Genomic DNA, 13,599 nt, shown 5'->3' with positions numbered 1-13,599 from the left:
GCAGTGTGCTCCCGAGCCGTGAGGACTGGGGATGAACGTGGCAATCCGAACGCGTCCGGCCTCGAAGGCGCTGATGGTCATCGTGGGGCTGGCCGCTTTCTCTGCCGGCTTCGTGTTTCTCGACCAGTGGTTCAACCACCTCGTCACGGCCCGTTTCCCTCCGGTGGGTGCGTCTGCGTGGCCGGCGACGCTGTACGGCGTGATCTCTCGCGCGCATCTGATCGTCCCGTTGTTGGCCGTGGCTGTCTGGCGACCTCGCCTTCTGGGCTTTCGGGTTGGTCGGACTCGCCGTCACTGGCGACTACTCCTGCTCATCCTGGTCGCCAACTGCGGCATCGTCGGTGGCTACCTCCTCCTGAGCGGCAGCACCACGCCCTACAGCGGCAACGAGTGGCTGATCACAGAGGTCGTCACCGTTCCCCTCGTTGAGGAGACCATGTGGCGCGGGGCCGTCTTCGCCGTGCTGTGCGCGGCGTTCGGCCGCCTGTACCGCGACCGCGTTGCCACAACGCTCGCTGTGTGGTCGAGCGGCTTGGCCTTCGGCCTGCTGCACGCTGCCAACGCTCTGGTGGGCGTGCCCATCGCCTTTGTCGCAGTTCAGGTGCTGAACGCCGCCGTGTGGGGCGTTGTCTACGGCTATGCGCGCGCCCTGACGGGCAGCCTCTACCCTCCCATCGTGCTGCACGCAGCCATGAACCTCGTCGTGGTTCTGCTGTAAGCCAGGTGGTCCTCCGGCCAGCGGGTGCTTCGAGCACTCCCTTGTGTCTCGACGATCACACCGCGAGCGAGACCTTTGCCTCTGCTGCTCGGGTCGAGCGTGGGCAAGAGTTGAAGGTGGAAGGAGGTGTGATTCATGAGACTGAAGCTGAAAGACCTGGTCGGGACCGTCTTGGTCATCGCCATCGGCGTCCCATACGTCGGCTACCTGGTCAACGGCGAGATGCCGTTCGTCCAGGACCCTCGAGGAATGTCCGGCATCGGTCTGGTTCTGGGCACCGTCGCGTTTCTCGTGTTGAGGAGCGGCGACGCCTTTGACCGAGTGGGCAAAGTGGGTACCGGCGTTGCCGCCGTCTCGCTGGTCCTCGGACTGGTAGCTCTGGCTCTGGCTGAAGCTGCCGTCGCAGAGGTCCTGCTCGCCGTGTTCATGGGCTCGATCCTCGTCGTGTGGCTGTTGGAGATCGTCGACCACGCCGGCCTCGTGCACGCGCACGACGCACCGGCGACCCACGCCTGACCGGCGGACCCGTTGAGGGTCCACGAGCGGCCCCAGACCCACAGTCGGGCCGCGTGCGATCCGGGTGCACCTCGGTGCACCCGGATCGTCCCGTGGCAAGAGCCGATGGCGCCCGCGACGGTCCAGCCAGGACTGAGGCAGCGATGGCCAGCGCGTACGCGAGCGCCGCAGCGGACGTGGTTCCCGCCACGAAATGACGCAGGCTAAGGATTGGCAGTACCGGGAGGAGCGCCCTTCCCGGGGCCAAGCCAAGGACCGCACCCTCGAGTCCGACGGCTGCCACCAGGACCGGCACGGCCACCGGAGCTGGTGCCGACGCGATCAGAACTGCGGCGACCGCGGGACAAGGAATCCCGCGAGCTCTCCGGCGGAGCTCCAGACGCACCAGCCACACGGACAACTCGGGTGCGGACAGCCACACCCGCTCACGCTGCACACCGGCCTGACCAATGCCTGCGAATCTGCCGTCTGCGGGAGGGGCCGCGCAGGGCCTTTGGTCCCCCACTCGGTGCAGGTGCCGGGGCGTTCATGTGCCGGGGTTGGGAGCCCCGGCACGGATGCTTCGCTTGCACGGGTCCGCGGACTCGATGCCCCCGCTCCGCCTCGGGCGAGGAGCTCGTTGCCCGCCTTAGTCGCGGACCTTGGGAACCGTCCGCGGCGGCAGGCGCCGGCCACCCGCAACATGGGTGGTAGCACGCCGCTGGTGCCTCGCGGCCAGCCACACCGCCGTGGCCATCAGCGCCAACACGTCGACGAAACCGAGGATGGCGGCCCACGGCATACTGATGTCGCCAGACTCCATGTTGTTGTAGAACGAGCCGAGCGGAATCAGCAACGGCCAGAGAACGGCGACGTTGTGGACGACCGCGAACGCGACGCCGTAGGCGACGCCGAGCCCGAACAGGAAGAGCATCTCGCCGATGCCCATCCCGTAGCCGACGTGGTACGCGGCGTAGAGCGCGGAGGCGCCGCCGACACCGGCGACGGGCCCAAGGCTGCCCTCGAGGCGGGTCTGGACGAAGCCGCGGAAGAACACCGCCTCGAAGAAGCCCACCGTGAGCGACAGCACCAGCAGTGGTACCCAACCCACGGGCTGGGGCAGGGGGTAGCCCCACAGGGTCATGGCGTACTGGACGGCGCCGAGGACGAGTCCCAGTGCGATGGCTGGGCGCAGCTGTCGGCGTGACAGGCCGAGGTCTTCCAGTGGCCGGTGACGCACCCACACCGTGTACACGATCGGACCGACCACGCCGAGGAGCATGCCTGCGGCGAAGGTCAGGAACAGGCCGAGAACGCGGTCCTGGGTGAACACCCGGAACGCGACGAAGAACGTGGCCACCACGCCGATGTAGAGAGCGCCGATGACCGCGAGGTCCTGGCGGTCGATGACGCCTTTCGTGGCAGGCCGCGCACCCGGCACGAGCAGGGCGATGACCAGAGCTGTCAACGGTACGGCGATGCCGTACAACGTGCCGTTGCCCGTGCTCAGAAAGAGCAGGGCAAGAATGAGGAACGAGGGCCACGCCAACTTGTATGGAAGGGCGTTCATGGGGGTCTCCTTCGGATGTCGTCTCACTCCGGAGTACCGGCAGGCGGCCGCCACGCAACAGTCCCAAAGGTCCCGTGCCACGTGGCTCACCGCAGAGCGCGAAGTGGCCAAGCGCCGCGCGGATCTCCTCTTGGCCGGCCTGTTGGGGCACGCTGATCCTGGGTCTCGGGACCAATGGACCTAACGTTGAAGCGGTCCTTTTCGTCACGCTGGTACTACCAACGCACTGCCTCGTACCAGCCGCGAGAAGGGACCAGGACATGACTCACCCCCAGAGGCACCGGCCCAACGCGGACCGGGATCCCACCCCTTCCGTCGCGCCGGTGGTCGTCGGAGTCGACGGTTCGAAACCCAGTGCTCTGGCCCTCTCGTGGGCGTGTGAGCATGCGAAGGCCGGTGCTCGCGAGGTGCTCGCCGTCTGTGTGCGCGCCCTGGCCCCACTGCCCGACGACCTCATGATCGGGGCATCGCCATGGGACGAACTCGCCGACGCTGACGACCCTGACGCGCCCGTCCGTTCAATGTTGGACGACATGGCGGAGCAGGCCGAGGCCGAGTTTCCCGAGGTAACCATCCTGCGTCGGCTGCTTCACGGCCATCCGGCACAGGAGCTCATCCGCCTTTCGCAGACCACCGACCTGATCGTCGTCGGCGCGCGCGGACACGGAGCGTTCACTGGCATGCTGATGGGCTCAGTGAGTCAGCACTTGGTCTCCCACAGTCATTGCACCGTCGTCATCGTGCGATGAGGGTCGGAGCGCAGCCATGGCCGAACCGTGCGTCGCGGGAACCACAGCCCGCCCGGCCGACCGCCGGTCACGCCACCCAGTCATCGTCGGCGTGGACGGGCCACCCGAATGCCGCAAGGTGCTGGTCTCGGCGTGCGAGCAGCCTGGCGGCGACCGCGCCACCTCGTCGCGATGGCACGTGTTCCCCGACAGCCAGGGGAGCCGTTGGTGCCACGCCCTCGTCGTTGCCTTCTCTGGAGCTGCGCATCTTCGACACGAAGGAGTTTGAAATGACCCAGGCGGGAACCATCGTCGTCGGCATCGACGGATCCAAGGAGAGTCGTGAAGCACTGCGCTGGGCGTGCGAGGAAGCGAGCCTGCGCAAGCACCACGTGCTGGCGGTCGCCGTCTGGAACGTCTTTCCCGTCACCACTGACCCTCTGCTCGGAACCGCGGCATTCGACGCGGTGGATCCCGAGCGGACCACGAAGGAGACGCTGAGTCAGTTCGTGACCGAGGCGCGCCAGCGGCACCCCGACATCGACGTGACCCCCAAGGTCATCGCGGGTCACCCGGCCGAACAGCTCATCACCCTCTCGGAAGGAGCGGCCATGTTGGTGGTGGGAGCACAGGGCCACGGAGGCTTCCTCGGCATGCTGCTGGGGTCCACCAGCCGGCATGTGCTCAATCACAGCGGCTGCACCGTCGTCGTCGTGCGGTGACGACGAAGCCTCGATGTGAGGATGCCATGGACCCACCGAATCTGACCTCGCGCAGGGCGACACGACAGCATGCGACTCCGGAACTTGGGACGCGGCCCGAGACCGACCGGCGACATCCGGTCGTCGATGCTGAGCAGCGCAACCGGTCTGCGAGCCCGCACCTACGTCTCGCTGACCGCATCACCCGCTTTGCCGGGTCGATGCCCTTCGTCTACATCCACGCCGGGGTGTTCGCGGTCTGGATGGTGGTCTTCGAACGCAGCCCGTGGCCGACCCTGACCCTCGTTGTCTCGCTCGAGGCGATCTTCCTTTCGACCTTCGTGATGATCGGCCAGAACCGGCAGGCCGCATTTCAGCAGGCGAAGGCCGACCACGACTTCCAGGAGTCGGAGCTCGAGCTCAAGACCAACACCGAGCTCACCCGCCAGATCCACGCACTCACCACCGTGCTGTACCAGCACATGGTCCGCACGGCGGAAGGCTCACAGCAGGAAGTGGGCGCTCGCGGTAGCGCTCCGAGCGCTCCAACAGGGCAAGGTCAAGGGCGTCCCTGGAGCGGCAATGGTCCCGCAGATCTGCGCCCGCCCGTCGTTAATGAGGGGGAGAGGGAACACCATGATCGGTGAGTCGACACCGGCCCCGAGGGGCCGAGCTTGGCGGGCGGTGGCTCGCTGTGTGGGGACCAGCCTGGTGATGCTCTTGCGGAGGGAGGTGCACTTCCCACGAGGCAATGTGGGCCGGGTCCTGCGCTTCGCGGATGGCGGCAGTGCGCGCGTCTACCGGGAGACAACGGTCTCGCGCGGCGCGGCCGCGGAGCCCTGCGTTCTGGTGGTCGCCTTCAAGCTGCGCCTCGTGCGTGGCGCGGCGCATCGTCTCTTCGAAGCCGAAAGCCTTCTCAACACGCCGCTCTTCGTGGGGTTCCCCGGGTACGTGTCCAAGCTCTGGTGTGCCCATGACGCCTTCGGCGTCTATCGGGGGTTCTACGAGTGGGACGGGCCACAGCGGGCGCAGGACTATGCGTCGGCGCTCTGGCGGGTGCTCGAGCTGGTGAGCGTCCCGGGCTCGATCCGCTACCAGGTGCTGCCTGGCCTGCATCGCGATGACGTGCTTGCCGACCCGGCGCTCATGCAGACACCACGAACCCCAGACGACGCGTGGTGGGTTCTCGTGGCCGCAGCATGACCACCGCCACGGACGTGCTGGTGGTGGGGGCCGGCCCAACCGGCCTGACGACCGCCCTCGAGGCGTACGCGCACGGTGCGAGCGTGCGGGTGGTCGATCGCCATCCACATCCCTTCCAGCCCTCCCGAGCGATGATGCTCCACGCCCGAGCGCTCGAGTGCCTGCGTCCGCTCGGCGTCACGTCCGCACTCCTCGACCGCGCGGACACCGCCCCCGAGGTGCGGCTCCACCTTGGCGGGCGAGTGGTGCAGGTGGGACTCGGCCAGGTCGATCTTCCTGACACCGCCTTCCCCCACCTGACGCTCCTTCCGCAGGCTGACATCGAGGAGGTGTTGTCGTCCGCCCTGTACCAACGCGGTGTCCGCGTGGACTGGGGCGTCGAGTTCGTGGGACTGGGCTCCCGGCCAGCGGGCGAGGCCCTGGTCTCCGCCGCCCTTCGCACCTCGGACGATCGGGTTGAGCATCACCTTTGCCGGTTCGTCGCGGGGTGCGACGGGCAGTCGAGTACGGTGCGCGGTCTCATCCAGGCGGCCTGGCGGGGTGCGCCGTACAGGGTGGAGGCCGTCCTCGCCGACGTTGAGCTCAGCCGACCCCTCGAGCCCGGCGTTCTCCACGTCGCGGTGGGAGCTTCGGGGCCGGCGTTCCTCTTTGCGCTCGGCGAGGGCGCCGCCACCTGGCGGTTGCTGGCCACGCGCCCCGCGAACCCAGGACCCAACGAGGCGTTCGGACAGCTGGGGCCCGCCGTACCGCCGCACGAAGTGCGCCGGCTCGTTGACGAGTCACGCCTGGGAGCGACCGTCGACGACGTTCGCTGGTCTGCCCGGGTGCCGCTCCAACACCGGGTGGCCAGCAGGTTCCGTCGCGGCCCGCTGTTCCTGGCCGGCGACGCCGCGCACGCCCACTCACCGGCCGGAGGGCAGGGGATGAACAACGGGATCCTCGACGCCGTCAACCTCGGCTGGAAGCTGGGACTCGCCTCCGCCAGTGGAGCACCGGAGCAGCTGCTCCGCTCGTACGAGCAGGAACGCCGTCGAGCCGCCCATCAGGTCCTTGCCCTGACACACATCATCTTCTTCGGTGAGGCGTCGCCCCACCCGGCCGCCAGGTTGTTCCGCGCCGGGCTTCTGCCGTACGCCGCTCCTCTGCTTCCACCACTGCTACACCGGAGACCCTTGGTGGCGGCAGGGGTCAGGATGCTCGCGCAACCTTTCGTGCGCTACCCGCACAGCCCCTTGTCCCAGGATGGCGTCCGCAGCACCAGCCGCTGGCCACGACCCGGGTACCGGCTGCCGGATCAGCAGGTGGTCACTGCCAGCGGCCCCGTGCGCCTCCACGAGCTGACGGCAACGCCGGGCGTCCACGTCCTGCTCGAACGCGAGGCCAGCTGGGAGACTGCGGTTCTCGGAACGCTGCCAACGGGCCCACTGGTCCACGTTCACCGACTTCGGGACCGCGACGGCCGCGGCGCCGTAGGAGTGCGGCCCGACGGTTACGTCGGATTCCGCTGCGGCGTGCTGGACCGCCAGCTCCGATGCTGGCTCCGCCTCGTGGGTGCACTACCGATGTAGAGGGCACCGTCAGCCGGTGCGTTCCGGCGGCTGGTGGGTGGCGACATAGACGGCTGCTTGGGTGCGCCGCTCCATCCCGAGCTTCGACAGGACCGACGTGATGTAGTTCTTGACGGTCTTCTCGGCCAGCGACATGGCGTCCGCGATCTGGCGGTTGGTCAAGCCCTGAGCCACGTGATCGAGGATTCGGCGTTCTTGTGGGCTGAGCGCCCTGAGCCTCGGGTCGGTCTCCTGACCATTCCTCCAACTGGCGCGCACGCGACGGGCACGTGCGGTGTCGAGCAGGTTCTCTCCGGCCGCCACCCGCTGAATCGCCTCGACGAGGCCGTGGCCCTTGATGTTCTTGAGCAGAAAGCCCGAGGCGCCGGCGAGGACTGCGGTGGCCAACGCCTCGTCGTCGTCGAAGGAGGTGAGGATCAGACCTGCGATGGAGGGATCAACGGAGCGGACCTGGCGGCATGCCTCGATCCCCGAGCCGTCGGGGAGCCTCACGTCGAAGACCGCGACGTCGGGTCGGATGGCGGGGATCCGCCTCGCCGCCTCCTGGGCAAGCCCGGACTCGCCGACGACCTCGAAGCCCGGCGTGTCCTCGAGCAGCTCCCGGAGCCCACGTCGGACGATCTCGTGGTCATCCAGCAGAAACACCCTGATCGTCACAGCCACTTCACCTCTCGCTCATCGACGCGAACCCACATGAGGCCTTGACACTAGACACGACGGGCTGCTCGCCCCGGGACGTAGGTCCCATGGATTCAGCCTGCCAAGGGCACCTCCCAGGCGAGGCGGGTTCCGCTCGGCTCAGCGGCCGCCAACCGGAGAGTTCCCGAACGCGACGTTGCCCTCTGGCTCAAGTTCGCCAGCCCACTGCGGCGGCCAGTGACGGCGACGCCGACACCGTCGTCGGTGACCTCGACCCGCAAGGAGGCTCCAAAGCTGACCACCACCGTCGTAGACTTCGCGCCGGCGTGCCGCGAGACGTTGGCGAGCGCCTCCCGCACGACGGCGAGCAGGTCCGCCCGCAGGCCTGCGTCGTCGAGCTCCGGCTTTCCGTGAACCTCGAGCAGGGGGGTGAACCCGAGGCTGCCGGCGTACGACGTCACCACATCTGCGAGCTCCTCTTCGACGGTGCGATCTGCGGCCATCGTGTGGAGCTCGAAGATGGTGGAGCGGATGACCTTGATGGCTTCGTCGAGGCTGTCCACCGCCTCGTCCAATCGCGACTTCACCACGGGGTGGACCGCCAGTCTGGCCGCGGCTTGCAGGGACAGTCCCGTCGCAAAGAGACGTTGGATGACGTGGTCGTGCATGTCGCGCGCGATCCGGTCCCGGTCCTCGAGCATCGCCAGCAGCTGGCGGTCGTGCTGTGCCCGGGAGGCTACGAGCCCGAGCGCCGCCTGCTGCGCGAAAGTGGACAGCGCCGGCATCCCCTGCGCCGCGGAGTCCTCGTGCCCCGCCGGCCACTGCACGATCAGGTGGCCGATGTCGCCGCGACCGGCGGACATGGTCAGCAGGGCTGTCGGCCCGGCTGCGGCAAGCCCGGCCAGCTGCGCCAGATCTGCTGGTACGCGTCCGGTCGCGCCGCCCTGTGATCCGGGAATCAACAGGAGGTGTTGGTCTGAGCCCAGAACCTGCGACCAGTGTTCCCGGGTCTCCAGCGGGGGCCACTTGCTCCATCCAGGCTGCGGCGCGGCCTCATCACGACGGTGCAGAGCTCGCACGCGCGTGGGCGCGCCCTCCTCGTCGCGTAGGGCCACCAGACATACCTGGGCCTCTGAGAGATGAACGACCTGCTCCACCAGAAGCATCAGGGCCGTGTCCTCGTCCGCGCTCTCCAGGAGGCTCTGGGTCAGCTCGCCGATGGCCTGTGCCCACATCCGCTGCTGCCGGCTGCGCTCATAGAGGCGTGCGTTCTCGATGGCGAAGCCGGCAGCCCCGGCCAGTGCCACCAGCATCGCCTCGTCGGCCTCCGAGAACTCCTTCTCGCCCTGACGCTCAGCGAGATAGAGGTTGCCGAAGACCTCGTCGCGGATCCGTACAGGAGTACCCAGGAAGCTCGTCATCGGCGGATGGTTCGGCGGGAAGCCGACTGAGTCGGGGTGGGCGCCGATGTCGGACAACCGCCGTGGACGCGGGTCTCGGATCAGGAGGCCGAGAATGCCGTGCCCGGAGGGAATATCTCCGATCCGCGCTCGCTCCTCCGCGCTCACGCCGTGGGTGATGAACTCCATGAGGTGCTCGCCGTCCGGACCCAGGACGCCAAGGGCCCCGTAGCGGGCGTTGACCAGAGCGCAGGCGGATCGCACGATCCGTCCCAGGACCTCGGACAGCTCCAGGTCCTCGCTGATGGCGGTCACCGCGTCGAGCAGCTCCTCGAACTGGGCATGAGACCGCTGCGCCGCATCCGCCCTGGACCGAAGCTCTTCCATGAGGTCGTCGACGTGCAGCGACATACCGTCGGCCCACCGCCGCGGGCCGCGACCTGAACTGGTCTCCGATGCCACGCTTCGAGGATAGGCCGCTGCTGGCACTCGCGACCGAGCCTCGGTCAGACCCGACGGACAAAAGACGGACACGAGTCCGGGACTGTTGGCCCAGCTCGGTCGCCCGCCACCCAGTCACCGTTGGCAGGTGAGGAATGTTCCAGTGCCGCGGAAGGCCCGTCCGAGGCCCGGCTTCTACTCAGAGGTCGTGGCCGGCCTCGGCGTTGACGGGTCTGCCCATGAGGTCGCACTCGAGGCGGTACGTCTGGCGCGCGAGCTCCGTGTGGCGGTGCGCTTCGTACAGGTGCTGCCTGAAGGGCTGCAGCCGCACGACCGTGCCGAAGCGGATACCGCCATCTTCGAGGCTGCCTTGAGGGCGCTGCAGGGAAGACCCCGGATCCACGCGACCTTCGAGACGCCGAGCAGAGATCCCTGCGAGGTACTCGTCGCCCGAGCTCGGGGAGCCGTGGGGCTCGTTGTGGCAGCGGATCGTCCGAGCGCCCTCGACGAACCGGCCCCCGTCGCCGCCTACTGCGCTGCACGTGCGCGGTGCCCACTTCACGTCGTGGAATCCAGCTCAACGCGGGCCATTGGTCCCTACACGGACGACGTGAGCCGCCCGATCGTGGGACGCACGACCAACAACGCACCATCGACTGAGTCACATGAAGGGAGACGACGATGAGCACCATCGCCCGTCACACGCCGACCACCGGGCAGGACGTTCTCGCGGAAGAGAGCGCGGCCGTTCCCAAGAGCCAGGCCTTCCGCTATGTCGCTGCCGCGACACGTCTGTCCCTGGGCTGGATCTTCGCCTGGGCCTTCCTCGACAAGCTGCTGGCCCTCGGCTTCGCGACGGGTCGGGATCCCGAGACGGGCGCGGTCGACACCTTCGGCCCCGCGGCCTGGATCAACGAAGGATCGCCGACGTTGGGCTTCCTCCAGTTCGGGACGAAGGGGCCGCTGGCGGACTTCTACCAGAGCTTTGCCGGCGCTGCCTGGGCCAACTGGCTCTTCATGGTCGCCCTGGCCGGCATCGGCGCCGCGCTGATGCTCGGCATCTGCATGCGCATCGCGACCGTTTCCGGAGTTGCCCTGATGCTGATGATGTGGAGTGCGGCGCTCTGGCCCGAGAACAACCCGTTCATGGATGACCACCTGATCTACGCCCTGGTGCTGGTCCTGCTTCTGCTCGGGAAGGCCGGCCACACGTTCGGTCTCGGTCGCGCCTGGGAGAGCCTGCACCTGGTCCAGCGCTTCCCCGTCCTCAAGTGACCAAGCCACAGAGGTCCGGGTCCACTTGGCTCGGGCCTCTTGTCGCAGGCAGGCACGGCGGGGCCAGTTCCCGGACCGCTGGTCGAGGATCGTCCGTTGGCCCGTGGAGGAGAGGCATCATGAGAAAGAAGTCCTGGGGTGACCTGAGCAACCCGCAGCGTGGCTGGGTCGTGATCGGAGCAGTCGTGCAGGTGGGTCTTCAGCTTGTCGCTCTCCGAGACCTGCGTCACCGTCGGCCGGAAGAACTCAACGGACCCGGCTGGGCATGGGCCTGCGCCACCTTCGTCAACACTGTGGGACCTCTGGCCTACTTCGTGTTCGGCCGTCGCCGCCCGAACCTGCTCCCGCTGGACTAATGCACCAGTGCTGAACGCGTCATCGTGGGGGAGAGGTACGGCACGCTCCCCACGACGGATCCGTCCGCCGCTGAGCCCGGTGACTTTCCAGACCCGCATCGACGTGGCTGGACTCCGTCCGCGTGGACTGGGAACGTGCTGCCCCCTCGACGGACAGCAACGCCGACCTGACGGCGTTGGCCCCGGAGCCCCCGGTCGGCACCTCCACCGCCTCTGGCCAGGGGTCCGCCAAGGCGTGGAGCTCGCGGCCGACCGCGAGGTCGGCGTCGCTGAGGTCGTCGGGAAAGGCTGCACGCGAGGTCAATCGTGCCTCGCGTACCGCATCCGGGAGCCGACAGCAGAGCTCCACGAGATCGGCGTTGGAGTCCGCCGATGCCTTGCGGAACGGCACGCGTAGCACGTCCGCGGCGAACGATGCGTCCACCACGACGTTCTCACCCATCGCGAGCATGGCGTGAGCGTGGTCCGCTAGCCATGCGTAGGTCTCGCCGGTTGTCTCCGGCCGGTAGATGCCCTGTTGGAATGCCGCGGGCGCATGCTCCTTCGGCGACATCCCGCTCAGCTCCTTGCGTGCGCGGTCACTCGACAGGACCGCGGCGGGCATTGCAGCACCCAAGGCCTCGGCGAGCGTCGTCTTGCCGGAGGCGGGGGATCCGCCGACGAGGACCAGACGAACCTTGGCCTTCTCCAGGTGGTCCAAACCGATGGCGCACAGCCGCCTCGTCTCAGCGGATTCGTCGTCGCCACCACCTCGCTCAGCCGCCCGAATGGCGGCCACCTTGGCGCGCATCACGGCTCGGTACGCGATGTAGTGGTGTTGCAGGCTGCGTGGTTGCCGATCCCCGGAGAACTCTTCGTAGAAGCGCAGCAGGGTCATGGCGGCAGCGGGGCTCCCGAGGCGCTCGAGGTCCATGGCCAGAGATGCCACATCGTCGACAACGTCCATCCAGCGGAGCCGGTCGTCGAAGTCGAGGCAGTCCAGCGTCCGCGGACCGTCAGGGAGGCAGAAGATGTCGTCGGCGAGCAGGTCGCCATGACCGTCCCGGACATGACGTGCCGCCATGCGTGAATGCAGCAGCGGTTCCCGACCGGCCAGGTAACGCAGCGCCAGGAGCTCGATGCGGTCGGTCATCCAAGGCTCAACAGGCGTATTCAGGGTGACGCCCAGACGTCGTAGGGCACCGACGTTGTCCAGCCAACGCTTTCGGAGCGCGTCGGGGGCCCCGCAGGCGCTGATCTCGCTGTTCGTCCTTGCGGTCGCGTGGAAGGCGGCTAGATCTCGGGCGAGGTGCCGGAGTGCGGCGGTCACGTCGACACCTTGGTCAACCAATGTGCTCAACCGCAGTTCGTCAGGCATCCGCCGCATCACCAGGACGTGTTCGCACGGTCGGCCGTCAGGCCCGAGTACGTCGGCCACTCCTTCGTAGACATCCGCAGCCATCCGTCGATTGAGAACCAGCTCGCGGTGGCACGCGTGCTCACGCGACGCCCGCGTCGTGAAGTCCAGGAAGCCCAGGTCGACCGGCTTCTTGATCTTGTATGCGTGCTCGCCCATCAGCAGAACCACCGCAGAGTGGGTCTCGCGCACCGTCGCACCCCAGTCACTCATCACGCCTCACTCCTCGGCGCCGTACCGACACTCAAGCTCTGACACCCCCAGCCTGCTCTCTCTTGACCGAGACTGATCAGGGGCTTTCGTCCCTGCCATGGGCGCACGCACCTTCGTCGGGCCTGCAGGAAGGCCCGCCGCGTCCCCGCCTCTCGGCGCCGCGTGGCTGGGCACATTCCGGGTCGCGGGACCTACGGCCCTGCAGTCGGGGCTCGCACGGTCTCAGACTGGCGTCGGCAGAGAACACCAGCGCCAGCTCGGCGCCCGGACAAGGCCCCGCATGACTGAGCGCTCGCACCCATGGAGGCACTCATGAAAGCGCATGTCGGCGACCGCATCATCCTCGCTCCTCCCACCGTCTCGGCGCCGCTACACGACGGGGAGGTCCTCGAGGCGCGCGGTCCGGACGGCACACCGCCGTTCCTCGTCCGCTGGAGTGATGGCCACGTCGGGCTGTTCTTCCCGGGACACGGCTCCGTCCTGCGCATCGGACCGCAGGAAGCGAGCGCCTCGGTGCGAGAGCAGAACGCGCCGGTGCCGGTTGAGGCCGGCCCGCCCGCGTCTTCCAGCACCGCGCCACTCACAGCCGCCACGCCACAACCTGCGACCACCCACGAGTGGCGCCGAGTGCGCGACTGGCAGGTGCGGATCACGATCTTCGAGTCAGACGAGGACACCGACGCGAAAGTGGTTCTGCTGGCTGACTCTCAACGCCACCTCACTGCGGCGGGCCACAGCCACCGGAGCCCTGGCGACCCCACGGTTCCGGAGATCGGGGACGAGGTAGCCGTTGCCAGGGCGTTGCGGCGGCTGGCGGACGAGCTCCTCGCCACGGCGGCAGGCGACATCGAGCAGTTCACCGGTGAGCACGACGTCACCCTGGAGGCCACATGACG

General features: G+C 68.0%; 15 protein-coding genes. 10 read left to right on the top strand and 5 right to left on the bottom strand.

What is annotated here, in order from left to right:
- Positions 1 to 31: 31 nt before the first annotated feature.
- Together H9I49_RS07865 and H9I49_RS07860 are read left to right on the top strand one after the other, a co-directional pair.
- Positions 32 to 718 (top strand): CPBP family intramembrane glutamic endopeptidase, encoded by a 687-nt coding sequence (locus tag H9I49_RS07865; RefSeq protein ID WP_188029813.1) that lies wholly within the window; start codon positions 32 to 34, stop codon positions 716 to 718.
- Positions 719 to 853: 135 nt separating this feature from the next.
- Entirely contained in the window at positions 854 to 1,234 is a 381-nt protein-coding gene (locus tag H9I49_RS07860; protein WP_188029812.1) for a hypothetical protein, read from the top strand.
- 628 nt (positions 1,235 to 1,862) lie between these two features.
- Here the strand turns inward: H9I49_RS07860 and H9I49_RS07855 are convergent.
- Positions 1,863 to 2,783, bottom strand: a complete 921-nt coding sequence (locus H9I49_RS07855; RefSeq protein WP_188029811.1) for a CPBP family intramembrane glutamic endopeptidase — start codon at positions 2,781 to 2,783, stop codon at positions 1,863 to 1,865.
- A gap of 260 nt (positions 2,784 to 3,043) precedes the next feature.
- Between H9I49_RS07855 and H9I49_RS07850 the strand changes: the two genes are divergently transcribed.
- The 5 genes from H9I49_RS07850 (at position 3,044) to H9I49_RS07830 (ending at position 6,983) form a co-directional block, all read left to right on the top strand.
- Positions 3,044 to 3,532: a universal stress protein gene (locus tag H9I49_RS07850; RefSeq protein WP_188029810.1), complete on the top strand. Its 489-nt coding sequence runs from the start codon at positions 3,044 to 3,046 to the stop codon at positions 3,530 to 3,532.
- A gap of 269 nt (positions 3,533 to 3,801) precedes the next feature.
- Complete coding sequence (locus H9I49_RS07845) at positions 3,802 to 4,233, top strand: universal stress protein (RefSeq protein ID WP_188029809.1); 432 nt, start codon at positions 3,802 to 3,804, stop codon at positions 4,231 to 4,233.
- Between the two features lie 200 nt (positions 4,234 to 4,433).
- A complete protein-coding gene (locus tag H9I49_RS07840; protein ID WP_255523782.1) occupies positions 4,434 to 4,859 on the top strand; it encodes a DUF1003 domain-containing protein in 426 nt (141 codons plus the stop codon).
- Positions 4,860 to 4,965: 106 nt separating this feature from the next.
- Positions 4,966 to 5,415: a hypothetical protein gene (locus H9I49_RS07835; RefSeq protein WP_370587478.1), complete on the top strand. Its 450-nt coding sequence runs from the start codon at positions 4,966 to 4,968 to the stop codon at positions 5,413 to 5,415.
- Positions 5,412 to 6,983: an FAD-dependent oxidoreductase gene (locus H9I49_RS07830; RefSeq protein WP_188029807.1), complete on the top strand. Its 1,572-nt coding sequence runs from the start codon at positions 5,412 to 5,414 to the stop codon at positions 6,981 to 6,983. Before H9I49_RS07835 ends, H9I49_RS07830 begins: the two co-directional genes overlap by 4 nt.
- A gap of 9 nt (positions 6,984 to 6,992) precedes the next feature.
- Here the strand turns inward: H9I49_RS07830 and H9I49_RS07825 are convergent, their stop codons facing one another.
- The 3 genes from H9I49_RS07825 to H9I49_RS07815 all read right to left on the bottom strand — a co-directional run bounded on the left by H9I49_RS07825 (position 6,993) and on the right by H9I49_RS07815 (position 10,025).
- Complete coding sequence (locus H9I49_RS07825; RefSeq protein ID WP_188029806.1) at positions 6,993 to 7,640, bottom strand: response regulator transcription factor; 648 nt, start codon at positions 7,638 to 7,640, stop codon at positions 6,993 to 6,995.
- A 95-nt stretch (positions 7,641 to 7,735) separates the two neighbouring features.
- The gene (locus tag H9I49_RS07820; RefSeq protein WP_188029805.1) at positions 7,736 to 9,511 is read right to left on the bottom strand and encodes a GAF domain-containing sensor histidine kinase; all 1,776 of its coding nucleotides are present in this window, start codon (positions 9,509 to 9,511) and stop codon (positions 7,736 to 7,738) included.
- Between the two features lie 151 nt (positions 9,512 to 9,662).
- On the bottom strand, positions 9,663 to 10,025 hold the full coding sequence (locus tag H9I49_RS07815) for a hypothetical protein (protein WP_188029804.1): 363 nt from the start codon (positions 10,023 to 10,025) through the stop codon (positions 9,663 to 9,665).
- A 119-nt stretch (positions 10,026 to 10,144) separates the two neighbouring features.
- Here H9I49_RS07815 and H9I49_RS07810 point away from each other — a divergent pair, with 119 nt between their 5' ends.
- Complete coding sequence (locus H9I49_RS07810; protein ID WP_188029803.1) at positions 10,145 to 10,738, top strand: hypothetical protein; 594 nt, start codon at positions 10,145 to 10,147, stop codon at positions 10,736 to 10,738.
- 119 nt (positions 10,739 to 10,857) lie between these two features.
- Positions 10,858 to 11,094, top strand: coding sequence for a PLDc N-terminal domain-containing protein (locus H9I49_RS07805; protein WP_188029802.1), 237 nt, complete (start codon positions 10,858 to 10,860; stop codon positions 11,092 to 11,094).
- Between the two features lie 19 nt (positions 11,095 to 11,113).
- Here H9I49_RS07805 and H9I49_RS07800 read toward each other — a convergent pair whose 3' ends face one another.
- Complete coding sequence (locus H9I49_RS07800; protein WP_188030417.1) at positions 11,114 to 12,703, bottom strand: AAA family ATPase; 1,590 nt, start codon at positions 12,701 to 12,703, stop codon at positions 11,114 to 11,116.
- 312 nt (positions 12,704 to 13,015) lie between these two features.
- On the opposite strand from H9I49_RS07800, the gene H9I49_RS07795 reads away from it, so the two are divergent.
- Positions 13,016 to 13,597 (top strand): dsRBD fold-containing protein, encoded by a 582-nt coding sequence (locus tag H9I49_RS07795; protein WP_255523781.1) that lies wholly within the window; start codon positions 13,016 to 13,018, stop codon positions 13,595 to 13,597.
- Positions 13,598 to 13,599: the final 2 nt, after the last annotated feature.

The organism is Terrabacter sp. MAHUQ-38 (assembly GCF_014518425.1).
In the GTDB taxonomy this organism is placed as follows: domain Bacteria; phylum Actinomycetota; class Actinomycetes; order Actinomycetales; family Dermatophilaceae; genus Terrabacter.
Note: the sequence above shows the minus strand (reverse complement) of the source record. Positions and strands in the feature narration are given on the sequence as shown.